This window comes from Robertmurraya mangrovi, assembly GCF_034427655.1.
Taxonomy (GTDB): domain Bacteria; phylum Bacillota; class Bacilli; order Bacillales; family Cytobacillaceae; genus Robertmurraya_A; species Robertmurraya_A mangrovi.
Genome location: NZ_JAXOFX010000002.1, coordinates 227,235 through 243,452, shown reverse-complemented (window position 1 = coordinate 243,452; position 16,218 = coordinate 227,235). Strand labels below are relative to the sequence as shown.

15 protein-coding genes and 1 other annotated feature are annotated in these 16,218 nt (G+C 35.9%); of the genes, 2 read left to right on the top strand and 13 right to left on the bottom strand.

Annotation, left to right across the window (positions count from 1 at the left end):
* The first annotated feature begins 111 nt into the window (after nucleotides 1-111).
* A complete protein-coding gene (gene vrrA, locus SM124_RS04265) occupies nucleotides 112-747 on the top strand; it encodes a VrrA/YqfQ family protein (RefSeq protein WP_322445046.1) in 636 nt (211 codons plus the stop codon).
* 151 nt (nucleotides 748-898) lie between these two features.
* Nucleotides 899-1,837 carry a 4-hydroxy-3-methylbut-2-enyl diphosphate reductase gene (locus tag SM124_RS04260; protein ID WP_322445499.1) on the top strand — a complete coding sequence of 313 codons (939 nt, stop codon included), beginning with the start codon at nucleotides 899-901 and terminating at the stop codon, nucleotides 1,835-1,837.
* A 52-nt stretch (nucleotides 1,838-1,889) separates the two neighbouring features.
* Here SM124_RS04260 and SM124_RS04255 read toward each other — a convergent pair whose 3' ends face one another.
* From SM124_RS04255 to SM124_RS04190, 13 genes are all read right to left on the bottom strand, one after another.
* Complete coding sequence (locus SM124_RS04255; RefSeq protein WP_322445498.1) at nucleotides 1,890-3,005, bottom strand: Nif3-like dinuclear metal center hexameric protein; 1,116 nt, start codon at nucleotides 3,003-3,005, stop codon at nucleotides 1,890-1,892.
* On the bottom strand, nucleotides 3,002-3,712 hold the full coding sequence (locus tag SM124_RS04250) for a tRNA (adenine(22)-N(1))-methyltransferase (protein WP_322445497.1): 711 nt from the start codon (nucleotides 3,710-3,712) through the stop codon (nucleotides 3,002-3,004). Before SM124_RS04250 ends, SM124_RS04255 begins: the two co-directional genes overlap by 4 nt.
* 79 nt (nucleotides 3,713-3,791) lie before the next feature.
* Nucleotides 3,792-4,151: a cytochrome c550 gene (gene cccA / locus SM124_RS04245; RefSeq protein WP_322445496.1), complete on the bottom strand. Its 360-nt coding sequence runs from the start codon at nucleotides 4,149-4,151 to the stop codon at nucleotides 3,792-3,794.
* Nucleotides 4,152-4,632: 481 nt separating this feature from the next.
* Complete coding sequence (locus SM124_RS04240) at nucleotides 4,633-5,772, bottom strand: acyl-CoA dehydrogenase (protein ID WP_322445495.1); 1,140 nt, start codon at nucleotides 5,770-5,772, stop codon at nucleotides 4,633-4,635.
* 101 nt (nucleotides 5,773-5,873) lie between these two features.
* Entirely contained in the window at nucleotides 5,874-6,407 is a 534-nt protein-coding gene (locus tag SM124_RS04235; RefSeq protein WP_322445494.1) for a hypothetical protein, read from the bottom strand.
* A 145-nt stretch (nucleotides 6,408-6,552) separates the two neighbouring features.
* Nucleotides 6,553-7,677 carry an RNA polymerase sigma factor RpoD gene (gene rpoD / locus SM124_RS04230; RefSeq protein ID WP_322445493.1) on the bottom strand — a complete coding sequence of 375 codons (1,125 nt, stop codon included), beginning with the start codon at nucleotides 7,675-7,677 and terminating at the stop codon, nucleotides 6,553-6,555.
* A gap of 41 nt (nucleotides 7,678-7,718) precedes the next feature.
* Nucleotides 7,719-9,533 (bottom strand): DNA primase, encoded by a 1,815-nt coding sequence (gene dnaG / locus SM124_RS04225; RefSeq protein ID WP_322445492.1) that lies wholly within the window; start codon nucleotides 9,531-9,533, stop codon nucleotides 7,719-7,721.
* Nucleotides 9,534-10,176: 643 nt separating this feature from the next.
* Entirely contained in the window at nucleotides 10,177-10,986 is an 810-nt protein-coding gene (locus SM124_RS04215; RefSeq protein WP_322445504.1) for a pyruvate, water dikinase regulatory protein, read from the bottom strand.
* 107 nt (nucleotides 10,987-11,093) lie between these two features.
* The gene (ccpN, locus tag SM124_RS04210) at nucleotides 11,094-11,729 is read right to left on the bottom strand and encodes a transcriptional regulator CcpN (RefSeq protein ID WP_322445491.1); all 636 of its coding nucleotides are present in this window, start codon (nucleotides 11,727-11,729) and stop codon (nucleotides 11,094-11,096) included.
* Nucleotides 11,730-11,917: 188 nt separating this feature from the next.
* Nucleotides 11,918-13,990, bottom strand: coding sequence for a glycine--tRNA ligase subunit beta (gene glyS, locus SM124_RS04205; protein ID WP_322445490.1), 2,073 nt, complete (start codon nucleotides 13,988-13,990; stop codon nucleotides 11,918-11,920).
* Nucleotides 13,983-14,873, bottom strand: coding sequence for a glycine--tRNA ligase subunit alpha (gene glyQ / locus SM124_RS04200; protein WP_322445489.1), 891 nt, complete (start codon nucleotides 14,871-14,873; stop codon nucleotides 13,983-13,985). The genes glyS and glyQ overlap by 8 nt, the downstream gene beginning before the upstream one ends.
* 91 nt (nucleotides 14,874-14,964) lie before the next feature.
* Nucleotides 14,965-15,148 (bottom strand) — a binding site (T-box leader).
* Between the two features lie 90 nt (nucleotides 15,149-15,238).
* Complete coding sequence (recO, locus tag SM124_RS04195; RefSeq protein ID WP_322445488.1) at nucleotides 15,239-15,991, bottom strand: DNA repair protein RecO; 753 nt, start codon at nucleotides 15,989-15,991, stop codon at nucleotides 15,239-15,241.
* A 27-nt stretch (nucleotides 15,992-16,018) separates the two neighbouring features.
* Entirely contained in the window at nucleotides 16,019-16,162 is a 144-nt protein-coding gene (locus SM124_RS04190) for a YqzL family protein (RefSeq protein WP_322445487.1), read from the bottom strand.
* Between the last annotated feature and the right edge of the window lie 56 nt (nucleotides 16,163-16,218).

Genomic DNA, 16,218 nt, shown 5'->3' with positions numbered 1-16,218 from the left:
CTTTTTTCCTTATTTTTAACAAATTAAGTTGTCCTCCGCAAAAGAACTAAACCAAATTCTTTTAAGTGCATAGGTTAATATAAGAGATTATTTTGAAAGGAGGCAAACAAAATGGCACCAAGATTTCCAATGCGAGGTGGATTTCCACCTCAAATGATGAATTCCATGATGAGACCACCTTCTTATGGCCCTATGATGGGTAGAGGCGGAATGGGACCGATGATGGGTGGAATGCCTAGAGGACCTCAAGGGAAAGCCGGTGGTGGCTTATTAGCTAAACTATTAGGTAAAGGTAACTCAACCGGCGCACAATCAGCCTTAGGGTCAGCAGGACGCTCTGGAAGCATCCTAGGAGCCGCCAGTCGATCAGCTGGTGCCGCTTCTTCAGGAGGCGGTGGTATCATGCAAGCATTGACGAACCCTACTGCTTTAAACGGATTTTTAACAAACACACAAAAGGTATTAAATACAGCACAACAAATCGGTCCAATGGTACAGCAATATGGACCAATCGTAAAAAACATTCCAGCAATGTGGAAGTTGTATAGAGGATTAAAAGATCTTCCTGATGCAGATGAAACAAACGATGTAGAAACGGAAGCCACAGAAGCTGAAGCAAAAACAAAAAGACCAGCTAAGAAAAAAAGACCCACAACTCAGAATAATAATATAGAGTCGGTTGAAGAAACAAAGCTAGTAAAGTCAGGAAATACACGAGGTCAATCTGTTCCGAAATTATATGTTTAACAAAATAAAGTACAATCTAAAAAGAATGCAAAAGCATTCTTTTTTGTTTTTATTAGACATCATTCTGTATTTATAAGATACTTTATGAAATACACTAAGTTATATATAATTATATAGAGCTAAAGCATTTTGCTTTTAGGAGGATATAAATATGAAAGTAATTAAAATTTCACCACGTGGCTACTGTTATGGCGTTGTCGATGCAATGGTTATAGCAAGAAACGCTGCTTTAGATAAGACATTACCTAGACCTATATATATTTTAGGAATGATTGTTCATAATCAACATGTTACTGACGCATTTGAAGAAGAAGGTATTATCACTTTAGACGGTAAAAATCGCAAAGAAATCTTAGAAAAAGTGGACAAAGGAACAGTTATTTTTACAGCCCATGGTGTTTCTCCAGAAGTTAGAGAAATCGCTATGAAAAAAGGACTTGTTACCATTGATGCGACTTGTCCGGACGTTACGAAAACACATGATTTGATTCGCGAAAAGGAAACAGAGGGTTACCAAGTCATCTACATTGGTAAAAAAGGACATCCAGAGCCAGAAGGTGCATTAGGTGTCGCTCCAAATATTGTCCATCTAGTTGAAACAGATACTGACATTAAAGATTTAAATATCCAAGCTGATAAAATCCTTGTGACAAACCAAACGACAATGAGTCAATGGGATGTCGGACATCTAATGGAAAACATCAAAGATAAGTATCCTCATGCTGAATTCCATAAAGAGATTTGCCTAGCTACTCAAGTAAGACAAGAGGCTGTGGCTGAACAAGCGGGTCAAGCGGATGTATTAATTGTAGTTGGAGATCCTAAAAGTAATAATTCTAACAGGCTCGCACAAGTCTCAGAGGAAATAGCTCACACGACAGCTTATCGAATTGGTGATCTTTCTGAACTGAATATTGATTGGATAAAAGATGCCCAAACTGTAGCAGTCACTTCTGGGGCTTCAACACCAACACCAATCACTAAAGAAGTGATTTCTTTCATCGAGCAATTTGACCCAACAAATCCAGCTACTTGGGTGACAGAGAAGAAAGTTCCATTAAATAAAATTTTACCTCGAGTTAAACAATAGGAAAGAGAAGTGAAAAAACCGAATTCCGCATGTGGAATTCGGTTTTTTTAACTTATAAAAATTGAAATGGATCGGTATTGATTTCTGAAGGAAATACCTTCACATCATACCCCTTATCCTGACACATTTTTGTTAAAACTGTACTAACACCTTGTTTCATCACTTTTTCAACGTTATGGCCAGGGTCAACCATATTTAGCCCCATCATCATCGCATCATGTGCTACATGATAATAAAGGTCCCCCGTTACATATACATCGGCACCTCTAAACTTCGCAGAGCTAAAATATTTATTGCCATCTCCACCAAGTACAGCTACTTTTTTCACCTTAGAACTTAAGTCTCCAACGACACGGACACCTTTAACATCAAGAGACTTTTTCACATGGTCTGCAAATTCTTTTAACGTCATTTCCTTAATTTTTCCTATTCTACCTAAACCAAGGGATTCCCCTTTATTATCAAGAGAATATATATCGTAGGCTACTTCCTCGTATGGGTGTGATTTAAACATGGCGGACAACACTTTTTTCTCTAAGTGCTCTGGAAAAATCGTTTCAATTCGTACTTCAGCAACAGTTTCTAACTGACCTTGAACACCAATATGAGGGTTTGTATTTTCCCCTGGTAGAAATTGTCCTGTACCAGATGAGGAGAAAGAGCAGTGACTATAGTTTCCAATTGCTCCCGCGCCCGCGTTTCCTAATGCGTCTCTGACTTGATTGCTCGCTTCCTCAGGAACAAAAACGACAAGTTTCTTCAAGTTTTCACTATATGTAGGCACTAATACCTCTACGTCCGTTAACTCTAATGCTTCTGCTAAAAGGTCATTAACCCCACCCTTAGCAACATCTAGGTTTGTATGAGCAGCATAGACTGTTATATCGTGTTTTAAAAGTTTTTCTATAATTCTTCCAGCTGGAGTATCAGTGGCTATTTTTTGAAGCGGTCGATAGATAATGGGATGGTGAGCGATAATTAACTGAACATTTTTAGCGATTGCTTCTTCCACCACTTCTTCAAGTAAATCTAAAACAACCATGACATTTTCAACTGGTTTATTTAGTCGGCCAATTTGTAACCCGATTTTATCCCCTTCCATTGCATATCCTTTTGGGGAATATTGTTCAAAAAGCTGAATTATTTCATGTCCGTTTACTTTTTTCAATTTAAGACCTCCTCTACCATTTTTATTTTGTTTAGTAGTTCCTCACGTTTCGGATTATTTTCACCTTGATTTGATGCTGTTTCTATTTGCTGGAGTATACGCTCCCAATTTTTCTTTTCATTAAGCCACTTTTTCGTAAAAGTTTCAGATTTCTGTTTTTTAAGGAACGGTCCAAATAACAAGTCAGATTCTAAAGTTTCATTAGAATAAGGGGCCAAAGGGTCACCTTTCTCCGCGATTAATACTTCATATATCTTATCGTCTTCCTCTAGAATCTCTTCACCAACTAACTCCCAATGATGGTCGATTAACCATGTACGGATTGATTTAGCACTTAAATTTGGTTGTAGAATTAACCTTTGGACTGAACCCAGCTTGTCTTTACCTTCGTCCAAAATAGAAGCAATTAAAGCTCCTCCCATGCCGGCAATCGTAATACAATCAACTTCATTAGGTGAAATGACTTCTAACCCACTTCCCATTCTTACTGAAATTTTCTCCGTAAGCCCTTCTAATGCTACTTGTTTTTTGGCTGATTGAAATGGTCCTTCTACTACTTCGCCAGCAATGGCAAAGGGAACTAACCCCTGTGCCACAACGTGACAAGGTAAATAAGCATGGTCAGAACCAATATCTGCAATTTTAAATCCTTTTGGTATATACTTTACTACCGTTGCTAATCTATTTGATAATTTCTCACTATTCATATCAACACCACACCTATGTATTAAGACTTTATATCCTTTAGTATAAAAAAAGTCCTTTGCATATGCAAAGGACTTCTATTTATTTAATTTCAGCTAGCCACTCTGCCATAGCAGGTGCATTTTCTGGTTTTACTAATCCTGGTGGCATAGATCCTTGACCGTTTACAAGGATATTTTCGATTTCCTCAGCTGATAATTTGTCACCAACACCTTTTAATGCTGGACCAACTCCACCTGAGTAATCTGCTCCATGACATCCAATACAGCTTTGCTGATAAATGTCTTCAGGGTTTGAAGCCACTTCTTCAGTTTTTTCTCCGCCTTCTTTTTCAGCAGCAAGGTCTTTCATGTCACCTAAACCTTTAAAAGAAACAAGAAACATTGCAGTTACACCGAAAACCATAATTAGAATGAATGGAATGATCGGATTACGATTCATGCTTTTACCTCCCTTATGTAAGAACATTTCCATTAATGATAGAGTACAAACAAAATCTATTTTACTTGAAAATAAGAAGAAGGAAAAGCCCTAAAGTAAACTTTGTCACATTAAGTTCGTAAAATAGACAAATTTTTTGGCTAAATAGTGATGTTTAGAATGATTTGTTGTATAATTTTAGTTTTTCTAGAATGAAAAGGTATTCAGACTGAAAAATAACTGAGATTCTGCAAGGAAAAGATTAGAGAATTTTCTTTTATCATCGATAATAGTGTATATATCATCGAATTCTTTTATATATCACCGATTTTAATGGATATATCATCGAATTTAATGGATATATCATCGAATTTAATGGATATATCATCGAATTTTCCAATATATCGTTTTTTCGACAAAAACGCAGCTTTTTAACAAATGAAAAGAGCTGACACAGCGTTCAGCTCTTCTCATAATACCTAAAATAATAGTACTACACAAATTAGCATCCAATCTGACGTGCAATAACCATTCTTTGTACTTCAGATGTACCTTCACCGATCTCTGTTAACTTTCCATCACGCATATAACGCTCTACTTCATATTCCTTCATGTAGCCGTATCCACCGTGAATTTGAACAGCCTGATCCGCAACTTCCATACAGATTTCTGAAGCATATAATTTACACATTGCAGCTTCTTTACTGAATGCTTTCCCTTGATCCTTTAACCAAGCAGCCTTATAAACCATGTTTCTAGCTAATTCAATTTTCATAGCCATATCAGCTAATTTGAATTGAATAGCTTGGAATTTTGATAGAGACTGACCGAATTGTTTTCTTTCTTTCGCATATTGTAAAGCCTTCTCATATGCAGCTTGTGCTATACCTACAGCCATTGCACCGATACCAATTCTTCCTCCATCAAGTGTAATAAGGAATTGTTTAAAACCTTCCCCTTCTTTACCGAGCAAGTGCTCAGTCGGAACGCGCACGTCTTCAAGTACAAGTTCAGTAGTATTAGAAGCATTTAAGCCCATTTTTTCATAGTTATCAATAACTGTGAACCCTTCTGCATCAGTAGGAACAATAATAGCACTAATCTCTTTTTTCCCGTTGGTTTCCCCAGTTATTGCTGTTAGTGCTAAATGCTTTGCATAGCTAGCATTTGTAATATAACATTTATTACCATTAATAATGTATTCGTCGTCTTTTTTCACAGCAGTTGTTTGTGTACCACCTGCATCTGATCCAGCATTTGGTTCGGTTAATCCGAACGCTCCAAATGATTCACCAGTACAGATAGGAACTAAATATTTTTGTTTTTGTTCTTCTGTTCCAAATAAGTAAAGTGGAGCCCCACCTAATGAGATATGAGCTGAATACGTAATACCTGTTGATGCACATGCTCTACTTAACTCTTCAGTTACGATAGCAAAACTAATCGTATCTGCTCCCGCACCACCGTATTGCTCTGGGAACGGTAATCCCATCATGCCTAAGTCAGCAAGTTTTTTAAAAATCTCTTTTGGAAATTCTTTTGTCTTATCTCTTTCCATTGCACCTGGTGCTACTTCCTCGTTGGCAAATTCACGAATCGTGCGTAATATCATTTGCTGTTCACTTGTTAATTCGAAGTTCATTTTATATCCCCCTTGACGCCTATATTGAATACGCTTTCAATACTATTATATAAGGGAAGTATAAATTTTCTCAACATTTAAAAATCTCGAAAAAAATTTTATTATATGAATATAGAGATAATTAATAAGATTAGACCTAAGTATCCAGAAATGGTGAAATATAGTAACCTTAATTTCCGCCCGCTAAACAACCATAGTAAACAGTTTAAAATTAAAGCCCCGTATAGGAAACCAATTTGATCAGGGAAAGCTTTTGTCGTTAATTCAACCGTTGAAAAAAGTAATATTAGTGCAGACACTATCAGGGAAAGCTGATACATATTTCCTTTTCTAGAAAAATAAATTGCTGCCACTAACCCAGATAAAATTAAAATAGATAAAAGAGCCATTTGCAAAATAATAGACAATTCAGTAAAATAAATTAAAAATACCGATGCTGGAATTAACATCAAGAGAAAATAATTTAATACATGCCAGGATTTCCTCGCATTTCCTTTTTCATTTCTAATTTCTTGCGGTTGATTTCCCTCTGTATACAGTGCTAGTAAATAATCACAATAATGTTCTGGAAGCATTCGACTCTTCTTCCAATAAAGAATCTCATTTACAATAATTTTTTTACGTGCTTCATTCATGTTTTGACGTTCCTTCCTAGTCTTACAAAATCAGTAAATTTATCCAAAATAAAAATAGTTTACCTCAATTGTAAGAAGTAAACTATTTTCTGGCAATATTTAATTATTTAAATTGTTGAAAGATTGGCCAATTACTTGAAAGATTCTATTCTAGGAAGTCTTTTAATCGCTTGCTTCGGCTAGGATGTCTTAGCTTACGTAATGCTTTAGCTTCGATCTGACGGATACGCTCACGAGTTACACCGAATACTTTACCAACTTCTTCTAATGTACGTGTACGTCCATCATCAAGTCCGAAACGAAGTCTTAGGACATTTTCTTCACGGTCTGTAAGTGTATCTAAAACATCTTCTAACTGTTCTTTTAGTAACTCATAAGCTGCATGCTCAGATGGAGAAGTTGCATCCTGGTCTTCAATAAAGTCACCTAAATGCGAGTCATCTTCTTCTCCAATTGGTGTTTCTAATGAAACAGGCTCTTGAGCGATTTTTAAGATTTCTCTGACTTTATCAGGGGTTAAATCCATATCCTCAGCAATTTCTTCAGGTGATGGTTCGCGCCCTAAATCTTGAAGTAATTGACGTTGTACACGGATTAGTTTATTAATTGTCTCAACCATATGAACGGGAATACGGATCGTTCTCGCTTGGTCAGCAATAGCACGTGTAATGGCTTGACGAATCCACCATGTTGCGTACGTACTAAATTTGAATCCTTTACGGTAGTCGAATTTCTCAACAGCTTTAATTAGACCCATGTTTCCTTCTTGAATTAAATCTAAGAAAAGCATTCCACGGCCAACATATCTCTTAGCGATACTTACTACTAAACGTAAGTTGGCTTCAGCAAGGCGTCTTTTTGCTTCCTCGTCGCCTTCCTCAATCCTATTTGCTAACTTAATTTCTTCTTCAGCCGTTAATAAATCTACACGACCAATCTCCTTTAAATACATGCGGACAGGGTCATTAATTTTAACACCAGGAGGAACACTTAAGTCGTTTAAGTCAAACTCTTCCTCACCCTTTGCTAGTTCTTGAATACCAGGATCAGCGTCTTCATTATCTCCGACTAACTCTACTCCTTGGTCACCTAAGAACTCATAAAACTCATCCATTTGATCAGAATCTAATTCAAAATTAGAGAGCTTTTCAGCAATATCATCATAGGCTAATACCCCGATTTTTTTTCCTACTTCGGTTAATTGGTCTTTCACTTGTTCTAGGGTTAATTCTGAATCAACCTCTTTTGAACGGGCAGACTTTTCAGCCATATGTAACCCCTCCTTCCAAAAATCGCAGAACAAAACTAAATTTATAACGATTTACGCAATTGGAGAATCTCCATTGCAATTGCGGCAGCTTTTGCATAATCTTTTTGACGTTCAGCCTCTTTTTCTTCAAGTACTTTTTCCTTTATCTTTAACACTTTTCGATAATTCAACACCTGTTTGATATAATCAGACAGCTCTTGCATCGATAGTTCTTCATTAATAGACATCATTTCAATATCAGCCACAATCCTTTTTAATTTTTCATCTTCTAAATAATTTAGAAAATCACTTGGATTGGCCTCCATTCCTTTCTCATAATAACCAAATAAGTAAGTAATGATTGCTTGATGTTCATCAATATTAAAGGAATTTCCTTGAAGCAGTTCTTGAACTTTATATGCAGTTTCAGCATCTCTAAGCATATGTGCAATTAAATGCCTTTCTGCTGTATGGTATGCTGGTCTTAACTGATCAACTTGCCTTTGCATCATTACAGGCTTGATAGGCTTAATTACTTGCCCTCGATTATTACGCTTATTGGCAAAGTAAATCTGTTTTTGTTGTTGTTGAAGAGCCTCTAGCGATAAGGAAAACTCATTCGCTAATTGTCTTAAGTAGTGATCTCTTTCTACAACTTTTTCTAGTGAACTAATTTCCTTTAGAACATTTTCGATATATTGGAGTCGATCTCCTTCATTTTGAAGATCTTTTCCTCTTCTTAAATATTGAAGTTTAAAAGTCATAAAGGTTACACTAGCACCGATAACCTCATTTTGAAACTTTTCTGGGCCATACTTTTTTATATAGTCGTCCGGGTCCAGTCGATCTGGAATCATTGCCACTCTAACGCTAGAGCCTGAACTAGCAAGCGTTGTAGCAGCACGGTATGCAGCTTCAATCCCTGCATTATCTCCATCGTAGCAAATTGTAACTGATTCAACATTTCTACGTATGATAGAAACGTGATCATCAGTCAACGATGTTCCCATTGTAGCAACACCATTTTCAATGCCTGATTTGTCAGCTGCAATTACATCGGCAAACCCCTCAAATAATATTAGCTGACTTAATTTCTTCATACTCGGTCTTGCCAAGTGAAAATTATATAAAATTTTACTTTTGTTAAAAATTGCTGTTTCGGGACTATTTAAATATTTTGGCTCGTTATCGACAGCCCCAAGCGATCTTCCCGAAAACGCAATGGTATTCCCTTTATGGTCAAAAATAGGGAACATAATTCGATCTCTAAATCGATCAAAAAAGCTTCCGTCTCTCTCACGTTTTATCACTAGACCTGATTTTTCTAATAAGTCCGGCTGAAAGTTCCGTTTGGTCAAAAACTTATAGACAAAGTCCCAAGAATTCAGCGCGTACCCTATTTGAAATTTCTCAATTGATTTTAAAGTAAAGCCTCTATCTAGCAAGTATTCTAAAGCGTGTTGACCATCTTTTGTATTTACAAGTAAATGATGGTAGAATTTACGTAACAGCTCGTGAGCTTCCATCATTAACCGAAAATCATTAGGTATTGAATTGTCATTTGCAAATGAACTAGGTTGAATATTCAACTCTACATTTGCTCTTTCAGCAAGCTTAAGTGCAGCTTCTAGAAAAGAGAAACCTTCAAGCTCCATTAAAAATGAGAATGCATTACCACCCGCACCACAACCAAAACAACGATAAATCTGTTTATCTGAAGATACGGAAAATGATGGTGTATTCTCGCCATGGAAAGGACACAAACCGAAATAATTTCGTCCTTGTTTCTTTAGTTGAACATAATCGCTAATAACATCGACAATATCAACTGCTTGCCGAATTTCATTAATTTTTTCTTCGGCGATACGCTCTGCCATGAGAACAACTCCATGTTATTAATGAGGTATTCGTGATAAATTAAAGATTTCCTGCAAATTTCGACAAAATTTCCTTTAATTTTTTTACAAACCTATTCCGATCTTCTCGAGTAAAAGGTTTAGGACCCTTGTGATTCATGATAAAAAAATCAACAGCTTCTTTACTTGAATCAACAAATTTCCATATCTCGTTAGAAGTGTCATTTTTCACATATGGTTATATGACGCTATGAAGATGACTTTTATTGAAAGTCATTAGCTATTTCGACAATTTCTTCTTTCACTGGACATGAATCTGCATCTACAAGGATTGTTGAATTCCTTAATGTACTAAATATTCTACATCACTCCACATAATCCTTCAAAAAAAAAGAATAACTTTTAAAATTGAGTATTTGTCGATTTTTTTTTACTCATACTTCTTGACTTCTGACAATAAATAGTTTATTCGTTCTTGCCTAAGTCTAAACCTATTATGAACATTTTTATCACAATTTTTTATTATAGTATAGAATTTTTGTTTTTTCCATTGTTTTTCACTAAATATTTTATACTCTCTAAACTCAAAAAAAATACCAAAAAAGTTAAAATAATATTTTCTCGAACAAAAAGAAAAAGCACACGTGATCATGTGCTTAATTTTTTAGATTTTATTTTGATAATAATTTAAAACAACATTCGCTGTTTCTTCTACTGCTTTGTTTGTAACATCAATTACTTTACAGCCGATTCTCGAAACAATTTTATCAAAATAGGTGATTTCTTCTTTAATCCGCTCAATGTTTGCATAACTAGCTTTATCATTTAAGCCTAGAGAAATTAGTCTTTCTCGGCGAATATTATTAAGTTTATCCGGCATTATCTTTAATCCATAACATTTTTCAGGTGGAACTCGAAAAAGTTCTTCCGGTGGATCTACTTCTGGAACTAAAGGGACATTAGCCACTTTTAATCTTTTATGCGCTAAGTATTGTGATAAAGGGGTTTTTGATGTTCTTGAAACTCCTATAAGTACGATATCTGCTTTTAATATCCCACGTGGGTCTCTTCCATCGTCATACTTTACAGCAAACTCAATGGCTTCGACTTTCTTAAAATAGTCCTCATCTAGCTTCCTAACTAAACCAGGTTCGAAAAGAGGCTGTTTGCCAGATGCCTTTTGGATTTGATCCATAAGAGGACCAATAATATCAAAAGCATATACTCCCTCTTTTAACGATAATTCACGAAGATATTTGCGCATATCAGGTTTTACTAATGTATATGCAATCATGCCTTGATCTAACTTAACTAATGACATTACTTCATCAATATGCGTATGGTCTTCTACATAGGGAAACCTTTTTATCGTTACACTGTTACCGTCAAATTGGCTTATTGCCGCTTTCGTAACAAGCTCAGCTGTTTCACCAACAGAGTCAGACACTACATAAATGACTGGCATTTCTCCCATTCCTAGTACCATCCCCCTTCTACAATATTTTTTACTATATGGTCTATTACACAATGATTTTTATACCATTTCTATTTCAAATTATATGAAACTTTTGATATAAAGTCCTAATCATCTTTTGCGAGAGCAAGAAATGCTTTCGTTAAATTAGTCTTTGTTATTCTTCCGGTCACTTCGTATCCATTTTCATTCGGTTTAACAACCGGCATCGCATCTATCTGTTTTTCAATTAGCTTTTGGGCTACATCGATTAAAAGGTCATCCTTCTGGCACATGGTAACGTTCGGCATTCTAGTCATAATAATATTTACTGGAAGTGTAGATAAGTCCTGATTTCCTATGCTCGCTCTTAATAAATCTTTTCTAGATAAAACTCCTGCCAATAAGGAAGAATGGTCAACAACAAACAGAGTCCCTACATCTTCCAAAAACATGGTTACAATAGCATCGTACACAGAGACACTATCGTTTACAACGACAGGAATGGATTGATAGTCTTTAACATATAATTTTTGTAGGTTTTCAGTAAGTAGCTGCGTCCCAGACTTTCCTGTATAAAAATAGCCAACTCGAGGCCTTGCATCTAAGTAGCCCGCCATTGTTAAAATAGCTAAATCCGGTCGTAAAGTGGCTCTAGTTAGATTAAGTCGATCTGCTATGTGTTCACCGGTGATTGGCCCATTCTCTTTTACAATCTGTAAAATTAATTCTTGCCTTTTGTTAAGTTCTATTTTAATCACCACCTTAGTTGCCCATTGATTAATAATGTTATACTTTTATAAGAAATATTATATACTATTTATTCAAAATGAAAAGAATAGTTTTTATTTTGAGCAGTGATTAAAACTAAAGTGTATGAATGATGAGAGCCTTATCCCTTCTGGATAGGCTCTCAATATTTTATTCTTGTAAAGTTCCTCAAGTGTTCTAACTATTTTACAATTACCTCATTTACATGAGCAAACTGCTTAATGACTTGAGCAATGGCAAACATAAGGTTTAAGCGGTTTTCACGAATCTTTAAATCTTCGGCCATAACCATGGTGTTATTAAAATATTCATCGATTTCTGGTCTCATGGATGTGAGCAACTGGAAGTACTCTTCTTCATTCACTAAATTCGAAACTTGATTACTAATTACTTGGAATTTTTCGTATAAATCTTTTTCATATTGGTTTTCAAAAATCTCGATATTAATTGCTCCTACATTCTCAGCTTTATTAGAAATGTTTAGAATTCGGCTTAATGATTCCATATCTTCTTTAAATCCATCTTGCTCTTTTTTAGCGTTTAAAACATGAGCTTTACGAACAAGTGATGAAACAACCCCTACTTCGTCAGCTAGGACAGCATCAATTAAATCATAACGAATTCCTTGTTCTTGTAAGAAATGTTTTAGACGGAGTTTGAAGAATGAAAGTAGATTTGTTTTCACTTCAGTTAACTCAGTCTTATTAATTTCTGCTTCACCAACTAGACTTAATGCATCTTCTAGTAATTCTTCTAATTTAATGTCCCAATTTTTACGAATTAATGTCTGAACAATGCCTGTTGCTTGACGTCTTAGGGCATATGGATCTTGTGAGCCACTTGGAATGGTACCAATAGCAAAGAATGATACGATTGTATCCAGCTTCTCAGCAACCGCTAAGACAGCCCCTGGATTGGATTCTGCCACTGAGTCTTCAGCATTTCTTGGCATGTAATGTTCGTTGATTGCCTTAGCGACTTCATTGCTCTCACCTTTTTGAATGGCATATTTTTCTCCCATAAATCCTTGTAGCTCAGGAAACTCATAAACCATATGAGAAACTAAATCAAACTTACTAATTTCCGCTGCACGGTCTGCAATTCCTTTTTCATCAGCAGAGAATGCAAGTTTTTCCGTTAAGACATTTGTTAATTTACGTACTCGCTTTACTTTATTAGCTAATGTACCAATTTCTTCATGGTAAACGATATTTTCAAGCTTTTGTAAAGCATCTTCAATTAACGTTTTTTGATCCTCACGATAGAAGAATGCTGCATCGGCAAGCCTTGCTCTTAATACTTTCTCATTTCCTTTAGCAACGGTTTCTAAATGTTGATGATCTCCATTTCTTACTGTTACAAAGAAAGGTAGTAGTTTGCCCTCTTTTGATTTAACCGGAAAATAACGCTGATGCTCCTTCATAGAGGTGACTAAAACTCCTTCAGGTAATTCAAGGAACTCTTCTTCAAAACGTCCAAATAAAGCCGTTGGATATTCCACTAGGTTATTTACCTCTTCAAGTAAATCTTCATCAATTGGTATGACCCAATTATTCTCTTCTTCTATCTTTTCAAGTTGAGCTACAATGCCTTCTTTTCTTTGCACTGAATCGACAATAACATGCTGGCCAAGTAAGTCCCTAACATAATTTTCAGGAGAAGTAATCTCGATCTTCTCTCCTAAGAAGCGATGTCCTAACGTCCAATTGCTAGTGTGAACTCCTGCAATTTCAAACGGAATGACTTCATGACCAAAAAGAAGTACTAGCCATTTAATCGGTCTAATATAGCGTAACTCTTCATTAGCCCAGCGCATATTTTTAGGGAATGTAAGGTTTGTAACAATATTTTTTAACTCTGGAAAAAGAGTAACCGTTTCCTGACCTTTTATAAATTTGTTTACGTGAGCATACTCTACGCCATTTATTTCTTTAAAATAAATATCTTCAACCGTCATTCCTTGGCCTCTAGTAAAGCCCATTGCCGCTTTAGACCATTCACCGTCTTCACTCAAAGCAATCTTTCTTGCTGGCCCTTTTGCTTCCTCTTCTATATCCTCTTGTGCTTCACTCACACCAGTTACTAAAACAGCTAAACGTCTAGGAGTAGAAAAAGCTTTAACTTCATAAAAGCTAATTTTCTTTTCTTCTAACCAAGCTTGCACTTTGTCCTTTAACTGGTTCATTGAGTTAGTTACAAACCTTGCTGGTAATTCTTCTAAACCGATTTCAAGTAATAAATCTCTTTTACTCATGGCTATTTTCCTCCTTACCTTTTAAAATTGGGAAACCTAGCTTTTCACGCTCTTCATAGAAAGTTTTCGCTACCTTCCTGGCTAAGTTACGACAGCGACCGATATAACCCGTACGCTCTGTTACTGAAATGGAGCCTCTTGCATCTAGAATATTAAAAACATGAGAGCACTTTAAGACATAATCATAAGCAGGGTGCACTAGTCCCTCGTCCATTTGTCGATGTGCTTCTTTTTCATAAATGTTAAATAAGTTGAATAACATTTCAGGATCAGAAGTTTCAAATGTGTATTTTGAGTGTTCAAATTCTGGCTGATAAAAAATATCACGAATTGTAAAGCCATTAGTCCACTCTAAATCAAATACATTTTCTTTATCTTGAATATACGAAGCTAATCTCTCAATACCATATGTGATTTCAACTGAAACTGGTTTACACTCAAGTCCACCAACCTGTTGGAAGTAGGTAAATTGGGTGATTTCCATCCCATCAAGCCATACTTCCCACCCTAAACCTGCACAACCTAATGAAGGATTTTCCCAGTTATCTTCAACAAAACGGATGTCATGCTCTAATGGGTTAATCCCAAGTGCTCGTAATGAGTCAAGGTAGAGTTCCTGAATATTATCAGGTGAAGGTTTCATGATTACTTGAAATTGATGATGTTGATACAAACGATTTGGGTTTTCTCCATAACGACCATCAGCCGGTCTACGTGAAGGTTCTACGTAGGCAACATTCCAAGGCTCTGGACCTATTGCACGAAGGAACGTATATGGACTCATCGTTCCTGCCCCTTTTTCCACGTCATAAGCTTGCATCAAAATACATCCTTGATCTGACCAATGTTTCTGTAAAGTTAAAATCATATTTTGTATGTTCATAATGACACCTCCGTAAAATTTAAAATCATTTTAAACCACTCACTTTCGGCAATTCGGAAAAAACAAAAAACTCCCGTCTCTATGCACGAAGCATAGGGACGAGAGTTTACCCGCGGTTCCACCCTATTTGCTGCCATTTGCAGCCACCTTAAGTGTGAATACACACAAAAATTGCTCAGGAATGCCCTTCCTTAACGCTCTATTTTCTAGCTCACACCATCCTAGAATCGCTTTTATAGAGGAGGTTAAGTACTCCTTTCCATCAACGCAAATAATTATGAGATAAGTTATTTAGTGAAAGGCTTAGTTTTAATTTGAATCATAACGAAAAGAAATTTCAATGTCAATAATAAGGTCAAAGTTTTTCATTTTAAATTACTCAACTGATCTAACTGGTTAAGAAATTTCTTCGTTTTTAAACTTAGACCAGAGTATTCATCATAGTAAGCTGTAATGACTTTTTTTAACTCAGCCTTCGTTTCACTTTTAACATTAATATTACCTAATCTAGATATATCAAAGAAATAAAAGACCCTAAGCAGTTTAACTGTTGCTGGAGTAATCTTTAAATGGTAAGGGTCTTTTTCAATGCAACGATGACAAATAAGTCCCCCTTCTCTAATGGAAAAAGAAAAGTGCCCATCTGTACTCCCACAAACAGAACATTTATCTAAAACTGGGTAAAGACCTAATGTATTAAGCATTTTCATTTCAAAAATATTCGATAATATTTCAGGGTCATAGCCCTCATTAATATAATTCAAAGATTGATATAAAAGTTCAAACAAATACGGATTTGGTTTCTTTTCCTCTGTACTCTTATCAGTTAAATCAATCATATAACTTGCATAAGCAGTTAAGAATATATCCTCTTTTATGGAGCGGAAGGAGGTGATGATTTCGCCTTGTTGGAGAGTTCCTAGGCCACTTCCTGACTGGACCAAAAAGCTTCCGTATGTAAAAAGTTGGGTGACAGCTGAAAGCCGACTATTCGGCTTCTTTGCACCTCTTGCCATCACTCCAACCTTTCCCCCTTCACGGGTATATAACGTAACTACCTTATTTGTTTCAGCATAATTGTTTGTTCTAATGACGATGCCCTCAAACTTATGAAGCATCTATAGTCACCATCCCTGTTAGACAAACTATGAGATGGGAAAATCAACCTCTGCTAGTGCTTCGTCCTGATTTCCGGGTATTTCTTGATTCTCCTTCTCTAATTCCTTAAAAAGAAGATACGTGTCAATGTTACCTGTTTGAGTAAACACCTTCCAGGTAAGATCTAACATCAAAAACCCCCACCTTTCAATTTTTGACTAGCAACCTCAATCCCAAATCCTTAAAC

Excerpts from the sequence above, each read along its gene's own strand:
- vrrA (WP_322445046.1), top strand. The coding sequence starts at position 112 with ATGGCACCAAGATTTCCAATGCGAGGTGGATTTCCACCTCAAATGATG.
- SM124_RS04260 (WP_322445499.1), top strand. The coding sequence starts at position 899 with ATGAAAGTAATTAAAATTTCACCACGTGGCTACTGTTATGGCGTTGTC.
- SM124_RS04250 (WP_322445497.1), bottom strand. The coding sequence starts at position 3,712 with ATGAATAGTGAGAAATTATCAAATAGATTAGCAACGGTAGTAAAGTAT.
- cccA (WP_322445496.1), bottom strand. The coding sequence starts at position 4,151 with ATGAATCGTAATCCGATCATTCCATTCATTCTAATTATGGTTTTCGGT.
- SM124_RS04240 (WP_322445495.1), bottom strand. The coding sequence starts at position 5,772 with ATGAACTTCGAATTAACAAGTGAACAGCAAATGATATTACGCACGATT.
- SM124_RS04235 (WP_322445494.1), bottom strand. The coding sequence starts at position 6,407 with ATGAATGAAGCACGTAAAAAAATTATTGTAAATGAGATTCTTTATTGG.
- rpoD (WP_322445493.1), bottom strand. The coding sequence starts at position 7,677 with ATGGCTGAAAAGTCTGCCCGTTCAAAAGAGGTTGATTCAGAATTAACC.
- dnaG (WP_322445492.1), bottom strand. The coding sequence starts at position 9,533 with ATGGCAGAGCGTATCGCCGAAGAAAAAATTAATGAAATTCGGCAAGCA.
- SM124_RS04215 (WP_322445504.1), bottom strand. The coding sequence starts at position 10,986 with ATGGGAGAAATGCCAGTCATTTATGTAGTGTCTGACTCTGTTGGTGAA.
- glyS (WP_322445490.1), bottom strand. The coding sequence starts at position 13,990 with ATGAGTAAAAGAGATTTATTACTTGAAATCGGTTTAGAAGAATTACCA.
- glyQ (WP_322445489.1), bottom strand. The coding sequence starts at position 14,873 with ATGAACATACAAAATATGATTTTAACTTTACAGAAACATTGGTCAGAT.
- recO (WP_322445488.1), bottom strand. The coding sequence starts at position 15,991 with ATGCTTCATAAGTTTGAGGGCATCGTCATTAGAACAAACAATTATGCT.
- SM124_RS04190 (WP_322445487.1), bottom strand. The coding sequence starts at position 16,162 with ATGTTAGATCTTACCTGGAAGGTGTTTACTCAAACAGGTAACATTGAC.